16 protein-coding genes are annotated in these 14,153 nt (G+C 70.1%); 5 read left to right on the forward strand and 11 right to left on the reverse strand.

The features are described 5' to 3' along the window. Positions 1-55 precede the first annotated feature (55 nt). From BLS74_RS13965 to BLS74_RS13980, 4 genes are all read right to left on the reverse strand, one after another. Complete coding sequence (locus tag BLS74_RS13965; protein WP_093107141.1) at positions 56-364, reverse strand: putative quinol monooxygenase; 309 nt, start codon at positions 362-364, stop codon at positions 56-58. Positions 365-446: 82 nt separating this feature from the next. Then, positions 447-731 (reverse strand): hypothetical protein, encoded by a 285-nt coding sequence (locus tag BLS74_RS13970; protein WP_170855596.1) that lies wholly within the window; start codon positions 729-731, stop codon positions 447-449. A gap of 6 nt (positions 732-737) precedes the next feature. Beyond that, positions 738-1,496 (reverse strand): alpha/beta fold hydrolase, encoded by a 759-nt coding sequence (locus BLS74_RS13975; protein WP_093107145.1) that lies wholly within the window; start codon positions 1,494-1,496, stop codon positions 738-740. After that, a complete protein-coding gene (locus BLS74_RS13980) occupies positions 1,493-2,452 on the reverse strand; it encodes a M14 family zinc carboxypeptidase (RefSeq protein WP_093107362.1) in 960 nt (319 codons plus the stop codon). The genes BLS74_RS13975 and BLS74_RS13980 overlap by 4 nt, the downstream gene beginning before the upstream one ends. A gap of 149 nt (positions 2,453-2,601) precedes the next feature. Between BLS74_RS13980 and BLS74_RS35535 the strand changes: the two genes are divergently transcribed. Beyond that, positions 2,602-2,733, forward strand: a complete 132-nt coding sequence (locus BLS74_RS35535; RefSeq protein WP_280142631.1) for a hypothetical protein — start codon at positions 2,602-2,604, stop codon at positions 2,731-2,733. A 13-nt stretch (positions 2,734-2,746) separates the two neighbouring features. On the opposite strand, the gene BLS74_RS13985 is transcribed toward BLS74_RS35535, so the two are convergent. Together BLS74_RS13985 and BLS74_RS13990 are read right to left on the reverse strand one after the other, a co-directional pair. Next, on the reverse strand, positions 2,747-3,172 hold the full coding sequence (locus tag BLS74_RS13985; protein ID WP_093107147.1) for a VOC family protein: 426 nt from the start codon (positions 3,170-3,172) through the stop codon (positions 2,747-2,749). 47 nt (positions 3,173-3,219) lie between these two features. Beyond that, on the reverse strand, positions 3,220-3,627 hold the full coding sequence (locus BLS74_RS13990; protein ID WP_093107149.1) for a VOC family protein: 408 nt from the start codon (positions 3,625-3,627) through the stop codon (positions 3,220-3,222). Between the two features lie 109 nt (positions 3,628-3,736). Between BLS74_RS13990 and BLS74_RS13995 the strand changes: the two genes are divergently transcribed. Together BLS74_RS13995 and BLS74_RS14000 are read left to right on the forward strand one after the other, a co-directional pair. After that, the gene (locus BLS74_RS13995) at positions 3,737-4,381 is read left to right on the forward strand and encodes a TetR/AcrR family transcriptional regulator (protein WP_244503870.1); all 645 of its coding nucleotides are present in this window, start codon (positions 3,737-3,739) and stop codon (positions 4,379-4,381) included. Positions 4,382-4,386: 5 nt separating this feature from the next. Continuing rightward, the gene (locus BLS74_RS14000) at positions 4,387-5,067 is read left to right on the forward strand and encodes a DNA-3-methyladenine glycosylase (protein ID WP_093107153.1); all 681 of its coding nucleotides are present in this window, start codon (positions 4,387-4,389) and stop codon (positions 5,065-5,067) included. Here the strand turns inward: BLS74_RS14000 and BLS74_RS14005 are convergent. From BLS74_RS14005 to BLS74_RS14015, 3 genes are all read right to left on the reverse strand, one after another. Beyond that, positions 5,012-10,240, reverse strand: a complete 5,229-nt coding sequence (locus BLS74_RS14005; protein WP_170855597.1) for a non-ribosomal peptide synthetase — start codon at positions 10,238-10,240, stop codon at positions 5,012-5,014. The two genes, BLS74_RS14000 and BLS74_RS14005, sit on opposite strands and share 56 nt — an antisense overlap. A 170-nt stretch (positions 10,241-10,410) precedes the next feature. Further along, positions 10,411-10,950 carry a hypothetical protein gene (locus tag BLS74_RS14010; protein WP_093107157.1) on the reverse strand — a complete coding sequence of 180 codons (540 nt, stop codon included), beginning with the start codon at positions 10,948-10,950 and terminating at the stop codon, positions 10,411-10,413. Continuing rightward, the gene (locus BLS74_RS14015; RefSeq protein WP_093107158.1) at positions 10,947-11,273 is read right to left on the reverse strand and encodes a DUF6172 family protein; all 327 of its coding nucleotides are present in this window, start codon (positions 11,271-11,273) and stop codon (positions 10,947-10,949) included. The genes BLS74_RS14010 and BLS74_RS14015 overlap by 4 nt, the downstream gene beginning before the upstream one ends. An 81-nt stretch (positions 11,274-11,354) precedes the next feature. Between BLS74_RS14015 and BLS74_RS14020 the strand changes: the two genes are divergently transcribed. Both BLS74_RS14020 and BLS74_RS14025 read left to right on the forward strand, forming a co-directional pair. After that, positions 11,355-11,549 carry a hypothetical protein gene (locus BLS74_RS14020; RefSeq protein ID WP_093107159.1) on the forward strand — a complete coding sequence of 65 codons (195 nt, stop codon included), beginning with the start codon at positions 11,355-11,357 and terminating at the stop codon, positions 11,547-11,549. Between the two features lie 17 nt (positions 11,550-11,566). Next, positions 11,567-12,412 carry a GNAT family N-acetyltransferase gene (locus tag BLS74_RS14025; RefSeq protein WP_093107160.1) on the forward strand — a complete coding sequence of 282 codons (846 nt, stop codon included), beginning with the start codon at positions 11,567-11,569 and terminating at the stop codon, positions 12,410-12,412. Here the strand turns inward: BLS74_RS14025 and BLS74_RS14030 are convergent. Together BLS74_RS14030 and BLS74_RS14035 are read right to left on the reverse strand one after the other, a co-directional pair. Next, positions 12,390-13,169 carry a fumarylacetoacetate hydrolase family protein gene (locus tag BLS74_RS14030; protein WP_093107161.1) on the reverse strand — a complete coding sequence of 260 codons (780 nt, stop codon included), beginning with the start codon at positions 13,167-13,169 and terminating at the stop codon, positions 12,390-12,392. The two genes, BLS74_RS14025 and BLS74_RS14030, sit on opposite strands and share 23 nt — an antisense overlap. Further along, a complete protein-coding gene (locus BLS74_RS14035) occupies positions 13,166-14,146 on the reverse strand; it encodes a Bug family tripartite tricarboxylate transporter substrate binding protein (protein ID WP_093107162.1) in 981 nt (326 codons plus the stop codon). Before BLS74_RS14035 ends, BLS74_RS14030 begins: the two co-directional genes overlap by 4 nt. Positions 14,147-14,153: the final 7 nt, after the last annotated feature.

Raw genomic sequence — 14,153 nt, forward strand, 5'->3', positions numbered from 1 at the left:
CGTCTTTGAGCCCGTAGAAAGTCAAGAAATAATGACCGCTCGGTAATTCAAGGTATCACACCGGCTCCAGCACGTGGATGACCCGGTTCTCGGTCCACTCCTTCACCTGGGCGCCGTAGGCCGCCATGTGCGGCGCGGCGGCATGGGCCTGCAGCGCGGCGAGCGTTTCCCACTTCTCGATGACGACGAAGGTGTCCGGGCCGAAGGAGCCGCGTGAGGGCGGCATGCCGGCTGCGTCCACCGTGGCGTTGTATTCGATGCAGCCCTGCTCGGCCAGCACCGCGGGTCGGTTGGCGCGGAAGGCTTCGAGGATCCGATCGCGTTGGCCGGGCTTGGCCGTGATGACGGCGACGACGTGAATCATGGGCAGGTGCTCCTCTTGGAATGGAGCGTCGAATTTAGAGCCAAGAAGCCGTTCGCGCCTGTCGCGTCGGGAGCGGCCCTCGTCAAGCCCTGGCGCCCGCCGGCCCGGCCGGGCGCCACCCGCGCTCGGGCATGTCGTGGGCATGGTGGAGTTGCATGCCTTGCGTCACGAAGCTCATGACGCCGCGGCGCCGAAGGGCGTCGGTCACGATCTTGTGGTCGAAAGGCGTCGTGTCGCGGCCCGCGGAAATGAACGCGGACTTCGTGTAGCGGTGCTGGTCGCGGGGCTGGCGCTCTCCCACGATCCGATCCAGCACACGGCTCGAGAGGTTGTCGGGCCTGCCCTGGTTGGGCACTCTCCGCCGCATGACGCCCTACGCGCCGGCCCGCGCCGCCCAGCGGCCGACCTGCTCGGCCAGCCAGGGCCCGTCGTCCAGCGGCAGGTCATGGCCGGCCGTGGGATGTTCGACCAGCGCCACGCCCCACTGCCGCGCCAGGCGCCGCGAACAGCGCACGTCCACCAGGGCGTCGCGCGCGCTGCCGAGCACCAGCAAGGGCACGGCCGGCGCCTGCACCGGCGCACGGTAACGCGCCGCGGCCAGCAGCTGCCGCAAGGCGTTGGATGGCGACACCGGCCGGGCTTCGCGCAGCGCCGTCCAGTCCTCGATCACGGCCGCGTCCGGCTGCACGTGGCGGCTGGTCAGGCGCAGGATCGTTTGCTCGCGTCCGCGCGCGGCCTGGCGCGCGAACAGAAGATCGAGCAAGGCACCGTAATTCGCCGGACGCAGGCGCCGATACCAGGGGCTGAAAGGGCGCAGGCTGGTGTTGATCAGCACGCAGCCGGCGAGCTCCTGGCGATGCTTCGCGGCCCAGTCCACCGCCACCATCGCACCGAGCGACATCGCAAGCAGATGCCAGGGCGGCTCGACCCCCAGGGCTAGCAGCTGCCGACGGCAGTCTTCCATCGTCGCCTCGATCCGCGCCGGGCTGCGTGCCTGGTTCAGGCGCCCGTTGCCGGGAAGGTCGAGCGCCACGATCCGGGCCCCCGGCAGGCGCTCCTGCAGAAGCTCGGGGAAGTGCCCCCAATGGCCGCTCTCACGCGTCAACCCGCGCAGCAGGACCCAGGTGCTCATAAGGGCTGTCGTCCGTACCACCTGGCCATCGCCTGCTGCCGGTGATGCGCTCTCTGTTCGCCGGCCGGCAGCCATCGTTCGTAGCTGCACACGGCCCGGGTGATGAAGTCCAGCCAGCCGATGTGCCGGCGCAGCACGCGCTGCTGCCGGTGCTCGATCATCGGATTGAAGATGCCGTGGCGCGAGAAGATCTGGCGCGGGTTCTTCTTGATCCACAGCCACGAGCCCATCTCCAGCGTCACCGGCAGGAACACCGTGTCCGGCCGATTGGTGGCGCCGAGGTACAGGTGGTCCCACAGGTCGCCGTGGGCCAGGTACTGGCGGCTCTGCGGTTCCAGCACGTAGCGGTGATGCAGCAGCGTCTGGTCGAGGATCTCGCACAGCGCGTGCATCTCGGGAAGATGCGCGATCGGGCGGGAGGTGTGCGCGTAGGGAAACCAGATGCGGTCGGTCAGGCCGAAGCCGGAGTGGCAATCCACCGCGACGCTCAAGGGCCGGCCCAGCAGCTCGGTCTCGACCAGCGCGCACAGCGCGGCGCTCTCGCATTCCATCGGCTGGCCCTGCGCGCCGCGGTACCACGGCAGGCCGGCGCTGATGCGCTGGCCACCGACCAGGTAGGGCACCCGCTCCTTCGACTCGACCGGCGCATTGCGCATCAGGTCGACGCCGTTGGGATTGGCGCGTGTGCCGAGCCACAGCCCGCCCGGATTGACCAGCGGCATGAACACCAGGCGCATGGCTTCCAGTTGCCGGTGCAGCGTCTCGTCCCACGCGAGCCGCATCACGATGCTGCGCAGGTGGGCGATCGTCACCTCGGCGCCGATGCGCTCCAGGCCATGCACGCCGCCGAAGAAGCCGACCGCCGGGGCATCCGCTCGCGCGCTGCCGAGCACGAAGGCGTGGACCGGAAAGCGCTGCTCGCCGGCCACGACCTCACACAGCACGCGCTGCTCCATCAGCGGGCCCGCCAGCTGGGCGAGCCTCTGCAGCTCCAGCAGTTCAGGCAGATCCGTCGGATTCACTCGTCAAATGGAAGTCGGGTGAAACCAGGATAGCGGCATTGCATGCCATCAACGTGTCATATGACGCTCTTAGGGTGGGACCCATGCCTCACATGCTCTGGCCCACCACGACCCATTCCATCCGCGCACTCGGCGGCGCCCTCGTCTGGGGCGTGGTCGAAGTGGTCGCTCTGGCGCGCTCGCGCTGGAGCGCCCGCAGGCACGCCAGCCACTGAACGCGGGGCGGTCTCACTCCGCCAGCACCATCCACGACACGCCGAAGCGGTCGGCCACCATGCCAAAGGCCGGCGAGAAGAAGGTCTTGGCCATCGGCATCTGCACCTGGCCGCCTTCGCTCAGGGCCGCGAAGAGGCGCCGGGCTTCGGCTTCGTCCTTTGCGGTGAGCGCGAGCGAAATGCCCTCGAACTTGGGTTGTCCCGCGGCCATGCCGTCGGAGGCCAGCAGCTCGGTCTCGCCGATCTGGAAGGACGCGTGCATCACCTTGTCCGGCGAGATGGGCGCGCCGGAGCCGTTGCCGCATCCTTCGGCGCCGGCCGGGTCGGGGTTGTCCTTGAAGCGCATCAGGTCCTTCACCTTGGCGCCTAGCTTGCTGCTGTAGAACTCGAGCGCCTCTTCGCAGCGGCCGTCGAAGAAGAGATAGGACTGGACTTTCATTTCGGATCTCCTTGGGGGTGGGTGGGGGGATATCGCCGATTCCGGCTTCAGCTCTTGGGAAAAGCGCTCATGTCCATGTACGCCAGCTCCCAGAGATGACCGTCCAGGTCCTCGAAGCCGTGCTGGTACATGAAGCCGTGGTCCTGCGCCTTGTTGGGCGTGCTGCCGCCGGCGGCCACCGCCTTGGCGACCTGCGCATCGACCTCGGCGCGGCTGTCGCACGAGAGGCACAGCAGCACCTCGGTGCTCTTCTTGGCGTCGGCGATGGCCTTGGGCGTGAAGGTCTTGAAGTAGCTCTCGACCAAGAGCATCACGTAGATGTTCTCGCTGACGATCATGCAGGTGGCGTTCTCGTCGGTGAACTGCGGGTTGAACTTGAAACCGAGCGCTGTGAAGAACGCGACCGATTTGTCGAGGTTCTTGACCGGCAGGTTCACGTAGATCTGGGTCGCCATGCGTGTCTCCTTTGGAAAGTGCGGTGGAGTTGAGGAAAAGGCATATGTTGTGTACAACGTCCACAAGAAGATAGCAGACATAATGGACGCTGTCCACATGGAATTGAAAATGAGTGTTCCCCGCCCCGTCCCGCCTGCACGCAGCACCTATCGCCATGGCGATCTGCGGCGTGCGCTGCTGGAGGCGGGGGTCGAGTTGGCGCGCAGCGGCGGGCCCGAAGCGGTGGTGCTGCGCGAGGCCACGCGGCGCGCCGGCGTGGTTCCCAATGCGGCTTACCGGCACTTCGCGAGCCGCCAGGCGCTCTTGCAGGCGGTGCGTGCCGCCGCCCTGGCAGCGGTCGCGACCGCGATGGAGGCCGAGCTCGCGGCGCAGCGCACCGATGGCGACCCTGCCGAAGCCGCCCGTGCTGCGGTGCGCGCCATCGGCACCGGCTACCTGCGCTTCGCGCAGACCGAGACCGGGCTGTTCCGCACCGCCTTCGGTGCGCCGGTGGATGTGGAAGACGCGCCGCCCGAGGCCAAGAGCGGCCAGAGCGGGCTGAATCCCTTCGAGCTGCTGGGCGCCGCGCTCGATCAGCTGGTCGCGGCCGGGGCGCTGCCGCCCGAGCGCAGGCCCGGCGCGGAATTCCTGGCCTGGTCGGCGGTGCACGGCCTCGCGCTGCTCATCATCGACGGGCCGCTGCGCGGCATGCCGCGCGAGCAGACGGACGCGCTGGGTCAGCAGCTGCTGGACATGGTCGAAAAAGGTCTCTAGCGACCATGACCGGGCTGCGCCGCGTGAAGCCCCATCGCCCGCTTGCCGCGGCTGCCGCCATCGACTTCGCCGCGCCCTCGCATGAGGTCGCGCGCCTGTTGATCGGCGTCACGCTGCTGGTCGACGGCGTCGGCGGCCGCATCGTCGAGACCGAGGCCTACGACCGCGACGACCCGGCCTCGCACAGCTTCGGCGGCCCGACCCTGCGCAACGCCGCGATGTTCGGGCCGCCGGGGCGCGCCTACGTCTATCGCTCCTACGGCATCCACTGGTGCCTCAACTTCGTCTGCCGCGAGGAAGGGCATGGCGCCGGGGTGCTGATCCGCGCGCTGGCGCCGGCGATGGGGATCGAGCGCATGCGCGAGCGCCGCGGGCTCGAGGACATCCGCCTGCTCTGCGCCGGCCCCGGCCGCGTCGCGCAGGCGCTGGGCATCGACGGCGCCTTCAACGGCCGTGCGCTGGACCGCCCGCCCTTCGTGCTGCTGGCCGCGGCGGACGATCATCCGGCCGTGATGGTCGAGGCCGGGCCGCGCATCGGCATCTCCAAGGCGGCCAACGTGCCATGGCGCTTCGGCGAGCGCGGCTCGCGCTTTCTCAGCAAGCCCTTCCGTCCGGCAGCGCGCGGCGCGATCAGTGCGCCCCCAGGTTCTCCTCGCGGGCGACCTGCTGCAGGCTCTCGTAGATGAGCCGGCGCGGCGCGACCTTCCACCCCAGCAGCGCCTCGATGGCCGCCACCGAGCGCATGGCCATGAGCGAGTGCCCGCCGAGATCGAAAAAGTTGTCGGTGCGGCCGATCTTCTCGACCCCCAGCAATTCCGACCAGATGCCGGCGATGACCTGCTCGCTGTGGGTGACCGGCGGCACGTAGCTGCGCCCGTCGGACAGCACGATGTCGATGACCGGCGCCGGCAGCGAAGCGCGGTCGACCTTGCCGTTCGGCAGCATCGGCATCGCGGCGAGCGCGACGAAATGCTGCGGGATCATGTAGTGCGGCAGGCGCGTGCGCAGGTGCTCTCTGAGCAAGAAGGGCGTCGGCGCCGTGCCGATGCGCGCCACGCTGTAGGCCACCAGCCGCACGTCTTCTTCGCTCTGCGCGTGCGTCACGGCGACGCAATGCGCAAGATCCGGATAGTCCAGCAGCGCGGACTCGATCTCGCCCATCTCGATGCGGTAGCCGCGCAGCTTGACCTGGTGATCGGCGCGGCCCAGGTGCTCGAGCACGCCGTCATGGCGCCAGCGGCCGAGGTCGCCGGTGCGGTAGAGCCGTGCCTCCGCGTCGTCGCTGAAGGGGTCGGGCACGAAGCGCTCGGCCGTCAGTGCGTCGCGGTGGTAGTAGCCGAGGGTGACGCCGGCGCCGCCGACGTACAGCTCGCCCGGCACGCCGATCGGGCAGGCATGGCCATGCTCGTCGAGCACCCAGACCGTGGTGTTGTCGATCGGCCGCCCGATGGCGATGCCATCGCGCGGCGACTCCACCTTCCAGGCCGTGGTCCAGACGGTGGTTTCGGTCGGTCCGTAGATGTTCCAGAGCTCGGCGCTGCGCTCCATCAGCCGCTCCGCCAGGATCGGCGGCAGCGATTCGCCGCCGATCAGCGCGCGGAAGCCGGGCGATCCGGCCCAGCCGGTTTCGATCAGCCCGCGCCACCCCGAGGGCGTGGCCTGCAGCAGCGTGACGCCATGCCGTTCGAGCAATGCGCGCAGCGCAGCCGGCTCGTGCACCTGCTGCTGCGAGGCGATGACCACCTTCGCGCGCACGACCAGCGGCAGCAGCAGGTCGAGCACCGAGGGGTCGAAGGACGGGCTGGTGATCGCCAGGACGCAATCATCGGCCGCGAGCCCCGGCATCTTCACCATGCCGGCCAGGAAATTGACCACGCCGCGGTGCGGCACGCGCACGCCCTTGGGCTGGCCGGTGGAGCCCGAGGTGTAGATCAGGTAGGCCTCGTCGGCCGGCGTGGCATCGAGCTCGGGCTGCGGCTCGAGCGCGTCGCCTGAGCTGCCGGCCGTCAGCCGCTCGTCGTCGACCCGCAGCATCGGCACGTTCAGCCCGTCGAGGATGGCGCTCGCGCTGCGCTGCGTGAGGATGGCAGACAGGTCCGCGTCGGCCGCCATGAAGCGCAGCCGTTCCACCGGATAGTCGGGGTCCAGCGGCACGTAGGCCGCGCCGGCCTTCATCACCGCCAGCTGCGCGATCAGCATCGCGGGGCTGCGCTCGATGCACAGGCCGACGCGCTGGCCGCGCGCGATGCCGCGCGCGCGCAGCACGCGCGCCAGCATGTTCGACTGCGCTTCGATCTCGCCGTAGCCGAGCGTGTCGCCATCGGCGTCGATGACGGCCACGCGCGTGCGAATTTCGGGCGCGCCCAGGTCCAGGTAGCGGTGCACCAGCTGCTGCGCGGGCAGCGGCGCCCTGGCGCCGTTCCAGCCGTGGCGCAGCAGGCTCATCTGCGCCGGCGAGAGCATCTCGTGCTCGGACAGGTGGCGCTCGGGCTGCGCGAGCAGCCGCTCGACCAGCGACAGGTAGTTCTCGAGCATGCGCGCGGCGCTGGCCGCGCTGTAGAGGTCGGTCGCGTATTCGAGGTGGATGCGATGCGCGAACTCGGTGTCGATGTGCATCGACAGATCGAACTGCGCGGCCGTGCGCTCGAAATCGAACTCGTCGACCTCCAGGCCGAACAGCTCCGGCTTGCCCACCGGCGCATTCAGCACGTTGAAGAGCACGCGCACCGGGCCTTCGGGACGCAGCGTGCGGTCGTGTCCCAGCGCATCGATCAGCTCGTCGAAGGGCGCCTCCTGGTGCGTATACGCCTCGAGCGCGTTCCTGCGCACGCGGTGCACGAGTTGCGTGAAGCTCGGGTCGCCCGCGAGGTCGGTGCGCATCACCAGCGTGTTGACCAGCGTGCCGACCAGCTGCTCCGCGGCGAAGCGATGCCGGTTCGCGATCGGCATGCCGATCGCGACGTCGTCGCTCTTGGCCTGCCGCGACAGCATCAGCACGAAGGCCGACAGGTAGATCACGAAAGGCGTGACGGCCTCGCGGCCACCGAATTCGCGCATCGCCTCGCGCAGCCGCAGCGGCAGCTCGGCCGAGACGCGCGCGCCCTTGGCGCTGGCCTTGGCCGGACGCGGGAAATCGGTGGGCAGGTCGAGCTCCGGCAAGTCGCGCAGGCGTTCGAGCCAGTACGCCAGGTGCGGGCGCCGCGCCTCGACCGATTCGGGCCGGCGCTGCCAGGCGGCGTAGTCGGCATAGGCAATCGCGGGCGGCGCCGATTCCGGCCTGCGACCGGCCGCCAGGGCGCCGTACGCCGCCAGCGCTTCGCGCATCAGCAGCGCGCCGGCCCAGTTGTCGGTGATCGCGTGGTGCAGCAGCCAGAACAGCACATGCTCGCGCTCGCCGAGCCGGATCAGGGTCGGCCGGTGCAGCGGCGCCTGCGAGAGATCGAAGGGTTGCGCAATGCGATCCGCCAGCAGCGCGCGCGCCTGCTCGTTGCCCTCGCGGCCGGGCAGATCGCTCAGGTCGATGAACTCGATCGGCACCGCGAGCTTCGGCGCGATGGATTGCATGGGCTCGTCCTCGCCCATCACGAAGGCCGTGCGCAGGCCTTCGTGCCGCTCGACCATGAGGTCGAGCGCCTGCTGGCACAGCGCCGGGTCGAGCGCGCCGCGCAGCCGGATTGCGATTGGCACGTTGTAGGCGGTCGATGCCGGGTCGAAGTGCTGGATCACCCACATGCGGCGCTGCGAGAGCGAGGCCGGCAGCGGCCCGCTGCGCGGCACACGCTCGATGCCGCCGTCATGCGCGGCGGCTGCCCCGCCGCCCGATGCGGCCTGCCGCGCCACCTGCGCCGCCATCGCGGCGACGCTCGCATGCTCGAACAGCTCGGCGAGCGGCAGCTCGACGTCGAAGCGCTGCCGGATGCGCGAGAGCACCTGTGTCATCCGCAGTGAGTTGCCGCCGAGCTCGAAGAAGCTCTCGTGCACGCCGAAGGCGCGCGTGCCCAGCACTTCGCGCCAGATGTCCCAGACGGCCTGCTCGCGCGCGTCGCGCGGCAGCACGGCGCCGGGCCGCTCCTCGGGGGTGGCCAGTGCCTCCTCGTCCAGGGCCGTCGCCTCGTCGCCGCCGGTATCGAGCGGCGCCGCCAGCGGCAGCTCGTTCGCAAGAAAGGCCTCGCGGCAGCGGTGCCGCTGGATCTTGCCGCTCGAGGTGCGCGGCAAGGCGCCGGCGCGCACCAGTGCCACTGCGTGCACCGGCAGCCCGTGCTCCACCGCGATGGCGCGGCGCACCGCGCTGAAGACCGCCTCGGTGTCGGTGGGGACCGGGCGCCGCTGGAGTTCCAGTGCCAGCACCACCGCTTCTCCGCCCGGCGTATCGACCGGGAAGGCGGCGCCGTGGCCCACGCGCAGGTCGGGATGGGCGCGCTCGGCGCTCCATTCCAGGTCTTGCGGATAGTGGTTCTCGCCGTGGACGATGACCAGGTCTTTCAGTCGCCCGGTAACGAACAGCTCGCCGCGGTCGAGAAAGCCCAGGTCGCCGGTGCGCAGGAAAGGCCCGGCGCCATTGGCCAGGTGGCCGCCGAAGACGGCTTCGCTGGCCTCGGGCTGCATCCAGTAGCCTTCGCCGATGCTCGGCGAACCCACCCATATCTCGCCGACCTCGCCGTCGGCACACGGGCGTCCGGCTTCGACGACCAGGAGCTCGGTGTCGGGCATCGCCCGCCCGCAGCCGACCAGTCGGCGCGCGTCGCGCGATGTGTCCGCGGCGGGTTCGAAGCGATGGGCCAGCAATGCGGCCGCATCAGCCGAAACGATGCGAGGCGGCGTGCCCGGCGTCGTCGAACTCACGCCCAGCACGGCCTCGGCGAGGCCATAGGACGGCGCGAACGCATCGGGGCGCAGGCCGGCGGCGCCGAAGACCGCCAGCACGCGCTCTACCGTGGCGGCGCGGATCGGCTCGGCACCGCAGGTCAGCGACACCAGGCTGTCGAGGCGCATGCCGAGCGGCTTGTCGCCCAGTGCCTGCAGGCAGGCGGCGTAGGCCGACTCGGGTGCGCCGCTGTGCGTGATGCGATAGGCCGCGATGGCTTCCAGCCAGCGCAGCGGCCGGCGCAGAAAAGCCACGGGCGACATCAGGTAGCTGGTCGCGCCTGCGATCACGGGCGCCAGCACGCCGAACACCAGCCCGTAGTCGTGGAAGTGCGGCAGCCAGCTGAGCGCCCGGCTGGCGTTGTTTCCATGATTTGACGCGATCACCGCGCGGATGTTGGCAATCACGTTGGCATGCGTCAGCCGCACGCCGCGTGGCGCCGAGGTGGAGCCGGAGGTGTATTGCAGGTAGGCGAGGCTGGCGGGCTCGAGCGCCGGCGGCGCGAAGGCTGGCGTCTCGGCGCTGTCCAGCGACGCCGAATCGGGCAGCGCCATCCAGCGCGCCATCGCGAAGGTGGCCGGGTCCAGCGTGGCGGCCGCCGCATCGAGCAGCGATGCGCTGGTCAGCACCAGCGCGGCGCGCGAATCGGCGATCAGGCTGCGCAGGCGCGGCGCCGCATGGTGCAGCCGCACCGGATCGGGCGCGGGAACCGGCACCGCCACCCGGCCCGAGAGCACGCAGGCCCAGAACACGCGCACGAAGTCCAGCCCGGGCCCGAAGGCGAGCAGCACGCGGTCGCCCGCATGGGTCTGGGTCGACAGCCAGGCGGCGATGCCGTGGACATCGGCCTGGAGCCGGCCATAGCTGCTCTCCTGCGCGACGCTCAGGTCATCCTTGAGAAAGCCGTAGACCAGCTTGTTCGCATGCGCTTCGCACTGCACGTCGAACAGCGATGCCAGGGTGTCGGGCAACACGCGGGGAGCAACGGCGGACAAGGCGGTCTCGGTCGAAGAATGAAACATGGATGGACTTGCCCCTGAGAAGACATCACGCCGGTTAGAACCAAAGCCTTCGCCATTATGTTGCGGTGCAGCGGAATGTCTTTCCTTGCGATCCCGTCGCGGTGTAGGCCAACGCCTATCCGGCACGGGGTCCCGGGTGCGTGTCAAGCGCGATCGAGCACCCGCAGCACACGGCCATCGCCGACGAAGGACTCGTCGACCAGCATCCGGAACACGGCGTCCCGCGGGAAGCGCGGCAGCGCGAGCGCCGGTGTCAGGAACTCGACTTCAAGCGCCTGCGCCGTTCCGCGCCGGAACGCGCGGCCCGGCGCCACCAACCATCGAGCTGAGAAGCCTTCGTTGTCCACCACCAGCGCGCAGCGGTACTCGCCTTCCGCAATGGGCACGTCCTCCGAAGGCAGTTGCGACGCGCGCATCGTGAGTTCGACCAGGGCGTGGGGATGGAATGCGCTTCGGGCCTCGAAACCCGACGAATCGGCGGCTCCGGGCGCCGTACGCCGCAGCTTCGCGAAGAGCCAGGCGACGACGCTGCCGATGACCGGCAGCCACAGCACCATCAGCAGCGTGCCGACGTCGCGCGCGGTCGATCCCGGCGCCGCGAAGTGCCGCAGCAGCGCGCCGCCGGCGGCCACGCACAGCAGCACGATCACGATCAACCTGCGCCGTGCCTGGATGGTCGTCATGGCGCGGCCGGATCGGGGCCGGCGGCCGGCGCGTCCGCGGGCCGGCTGCGGCGATGGCCGGGCTTGGCCAGGATCTCGGCATAGAACTGCGCGCCGCCCTCTTTCGCCACGCCGTCGACCAGCGCCGTGAGCGCGGACAGGTGAACCGGTTCGGCCGCTTCGGGCGTCGGGCCGAACTTGCAATCGAAGTCCCAGAAGTCCGCGCCTTCGGGCAGATCGCGCCGCCGTTCGCGCTTGACGTATTTGCGAAGCTCGTGCTTGACGGCATCCAGAACCCGGTCGGGGTTCTTGCCTTCGATATGGAGCTGGAATGTCTTTTTCATGGGCGATCCTAACGCGCCGGCGGTGCCGTACGCCCTCCGACGCAGTGACAGCGCGGCGCGAAATGCGCGATCATTCGCGCCATGGATCCCATCACCTCCATCGATCGCTACGTACCCGACTACGCGCACGCCTGCGAGGTGTGCGGTACCACGCCGGTGGTGGCCGGCATGAAGGCCGAGAGGCTGGTCTATCTCGCCACCATGTGCGGCCCCTGCCTGTGGAACGAGCCCAAGGCGGTGGACCCGGCGACCTGGAACGAAGCGCCTCCCGATTGATGCGCGGCGCGCACTGAATGGACATCAGGATTCGCACCCTGCGGCGCGGCGAGATGCCCGTCGTCATCGAATTCGCGGCGCGCGAAGGCTGGAACCCCGGGCTGCATGACGCCGACCCCTTCCACGCGGCGGACCCCGGCGGCTTCCTGGTCGCGGAGCATCAGGGGCAGGCGGTGGGCTGCATCGGCGCCGTCTCCTATGCGGGGCGCTTCGGCTTCATCGGCCTGTACATCGTGGCGCCGGACTGGCGCGGGCGCGGCATCGGGCGCCGGCTCTGGGCCAAAGGCATGGCGCGACTGGCGGGCCATGTGGTCGGGCTCGACGGCGTGCCGGCGCAACAGGACAACTATCGCAAGAGCGGCTTCTCCCTGGCATGGCAGAACATCCGCTTTGCCGGTACGGCCCGGCGCAGCGAGCGCACCGGCGACGCGCCGATCGTGCTGCTTCGCGACGTCGACTTCGCGGCGCTTTGCGCCAACGACCGCCGCATCTTTCCCGCGCCGCGCGAGGCCTTTCTGCGCGCCTGGATCGCGATGCCGGAGGCGACGGGTCTGGCCTGGGTGGATCAGGGCCGGCTCGCCGGCTGGGGCCTGATCCGGCGCTGCCGCGAGGGCCACAAGATCGGCCCGCTGGTGGCGGACCGCCCGGAGGTAGCGAGCACTCTCTACGCCGCGCTGTGCGACCGCGTCCCCGAAGGCGACCCCATCTACCTCGACGTTCCCATGCCCAACGCCGACGCATTGGCGCTGGCACGGGCGCTGGGCCTGCGCAGCGTGTTCGAGACCGCGCGCATGTACGCGGGCACGGCACCGGCCTGCGAACTTCAGCGCCTCTACGGCATCACGAGCTTCGAGCTGGGCTGAACAATGCGGCCTCGGCGCGACCGATGCCGGGAAACTCGACCACCACAGCCTCCCCGCGCGCGACCGGCAGCACGCCGACCCAGGAACCGGTCGTGACCACGGTGCCGGCCGGCACGACGGCGCCGTTGCGCGTCGCATGCCGCAGCCAGGTCGGCAGCAGCCAGGCCGGGTCGCCCAGCGGATGCGTGCCGGTGCGCAGCACGGGCTCGCGCGAACCGATGCGCGTCTCGCAGCGCTGCGAGGCCCAGTCGCGCGCGGCATAGGGCACCCATGCGCCCAGCACCAGCGCGCCGTGCGACTGCTGGTCGGCGAGGCGCAACCAGGCCGACGCAAGCGCCGCGTCTTTCCAGCGCGAATCGACGATCTCGATGGAGACGGCCATGGCATCGACCAGCTTGCCGGCGGTCTCCGGCGTCAGTGCGGCGGCCTGCGCCGGCGTCACGCTTTGGCCCAGCCGCAGCGCGATCTCGGCCTCGATGCCCGGTGCGTTGAAGCGCATGTCGCCGAAGTCCGTGGGGCTCGCCCGCACGCCGGCCGGCGGCAGCGGCGCATGCGTGAGCACCGCCTCGCGCGACGGGCCGCCGGACTTCCAGTGCTTGGGTACGGGCGTGCCTTCGAACCATTCCATCGCTGCCGCCACGCGCTCCTGCACCAGGTAGGCCTCTGCCGCGTCGCCCACCTTGTCTTGCCAAGCGGCGGCGTCGAGCGCGCGGCCCTCGCGCCAGGCCGAGGCCAGCGCCTGCGTCACGTCCGTCATGCGTCGACCTTCACCTTGCCGTCCTTGACGACCTTGGCCCACTTCGTGATTTCGCTGGTGATGAATTGCCTGAACTTCTCGCGCGAGCCGCCGCCGTCCTCGGCGCCGTAGGTGTCGAGCCGTTCCTGCACGTCGGGCATCGCGAGCACCGTGTTGACGTCGCGGTTGATCTTGTCGGCAATGCCGGCCGGCAGCTTGCCGGGGCCCGCGAGGCCGTACCAGGTGGTGGCCTCGAAGCCGTCGAAGCCCTGCTCCTGCATCGTCGGTATGGCCGGGTGGCCCTTGGCGCGCTTCATGCGGGTCTGCGCCACGCCGATCACCTTGCCGCTCTTCACGTGCGGCGTGGCCGCGGTCATGGTCTCGAAGCTGTACTGGATCTGGCTGCCCATGAGGTCGGCCAGGAGCGGCCCGCTGCCCTTGTAGGGCACGTGCAGCGCATCGACCTTGGCCTGCAGCTTGAACATCTCCAGCGCCAGGTGCTGCGCCGAGCCGGCGCCGGCCGAGCCGAAGCTCACCTTGCCGGGCTCCGCGGCGCACAAGGCCACGATGTCCTTCACCGTCACCGCCTTCTGCGTCGGGCTCGCGATCAGCAGGTTGGGCGTCACGCCGACCAGCACGATGGGCACGAAGTCGCGCTCCACGCTGTAGCGCAGCTTGGGCTGCAGGCTGGGCGCGAGCGCGTGGCTATTGATGTGCGCCATCAAGAGCGTGCTGCCGTCGCTCGGCTGCGTCGACACGTACTCGGCCGCGAGCACACCCGCCACGCCGCCCTTGTTCTCGACGATCACCGACTGGTTCCACATCGTCGACAGCTTCTGCGCCACCACGCGCGCCAGCGCATCGGTGCCGCCGCCCGGCGGAAAGCCGACCACGATGCGCACCGGCCCGTTGGGCCATTCCTGCGCGAACACGCGCGGCACGCCGAGCGTGACTGCCGCCGCCGCGCCCGCGGCCTGGATGAGGGAACGTCGTTGCATGAGTCGC

This window comes from Variovorax sp. CF079 (assembly GCF_900101545.1).
GTDB lineage: Bacteria > Pseudomonadota > Gammaproteobacteria > Burkholderiales > Burkholderiaceae_C > Variovorax.

Bases quoted from the DNA above. Each gene is read 5' to 3' on its own strand.
- BLS74_RS13965 (WP_093107141.1), bottom strand. From the start codon at position 364: ATGATTCACGTCGTCGCCGTCATCACGGCCAAGCCCGGCCAACGCGAT.
- BLS74_RS13970 (WP_170855596.1), bottom strand. From the start codon at position 731: ATGCGGCGGAGAGTGCCCAACCAGGGCAGGCCCGACAACCTCTCGAGC.
- BLS74_RS13975 (WP_093107145.1), bottom strand. From the start codon at position 1,496: ATGAGCACCTGGGTCCTGCTGCGCGGGTTGACGCGTGAGAGCGGCCAT.
- BLS74_RS13980 (WP_093107362.1), bottom strand. From the start codon at position 2,452: ATGGAGCAGCGCGTGCTGTGTGAGGTCGTGGCCGGCGAGCAGCGCTTT.
- BLS74_RS35535 (WP_280142631.1), top strand. From the start codon at position 2,602: ATGCCTCACATGCTCTGGCCCACCACGACCCATTCCATCCGCGCACTC.
- BLS74_RS13985 (WP_093107147.1), bottom strand. From the start codon at position 3,172: ATGAAAGTCCAGTCCTATCTCTTCTTCGACGGCCGCTGCGAAGAGGCG.
- BLS74_RS13990 (WP_093107149.1), bottom strand. From the start codon at position 3,627: ATGGCGACCCAGATCTACGTGAACCTGCCGGTCAAGAACCTCGACAAA.
- BLS74_RS13995 (WP_244503870.1), top strand. From the start codon at position 3,737: ATGAGTGTTCCCCGCCCCGTCCCGCCTGCACGCAGCACCTATCGCCAT.
- BLS74_RS14000 (WP_093107153.1), top strand. From the start codon at position 4,387: ATGACCGGGCTGCGCCGCGTGAAGCCCCATCGCCCGCTTGCCGCGGCT.
- BLS74_RS14010 (WP_093107157.1), bottom strand. From the start codon at position 10,950: ATGACGACCATCCAGGCACGGCGCAGGTTGATCGTGATCGTGCTGCTG.
- BLS74_RS14015 (WP_093107158.1), bottom strand. From the start codon at position 11,273: ATGAAAAAGACATTCCAGCTCCATATCGAAGGCAAGAACCCCGACCGG.
- BLS74_RS14020 (WP_093107159.1), top strand. From the start codon at position 11,355: ATGGATCCCATCACCTCCATCGATCGCTACGTACCCGACTACGCGCAC.
- BLS74_RS14025 (WP_093107160.1), top strand. From the start codon at position 11,567: ATGGACATCAGGATTCGCACCCTGCGGCGCGGCGAGATGCCCGTCGTC.
- BLS74_RS14030 (WP_093107161.1), bottom strand. From the start codon at position 13,169: ATGACGGACGTGACGCAGGCGCTGGCCTCGGCCTGGCGCGAGGGCCGC.
- BLS74_RS14035 (WP_093107162.1), bottom strand. From the start codon at position 14,146: ATGCAACGACGTTCCCTCATCCAGGCCGCGGGCGCGGCGGCGGCAGTC.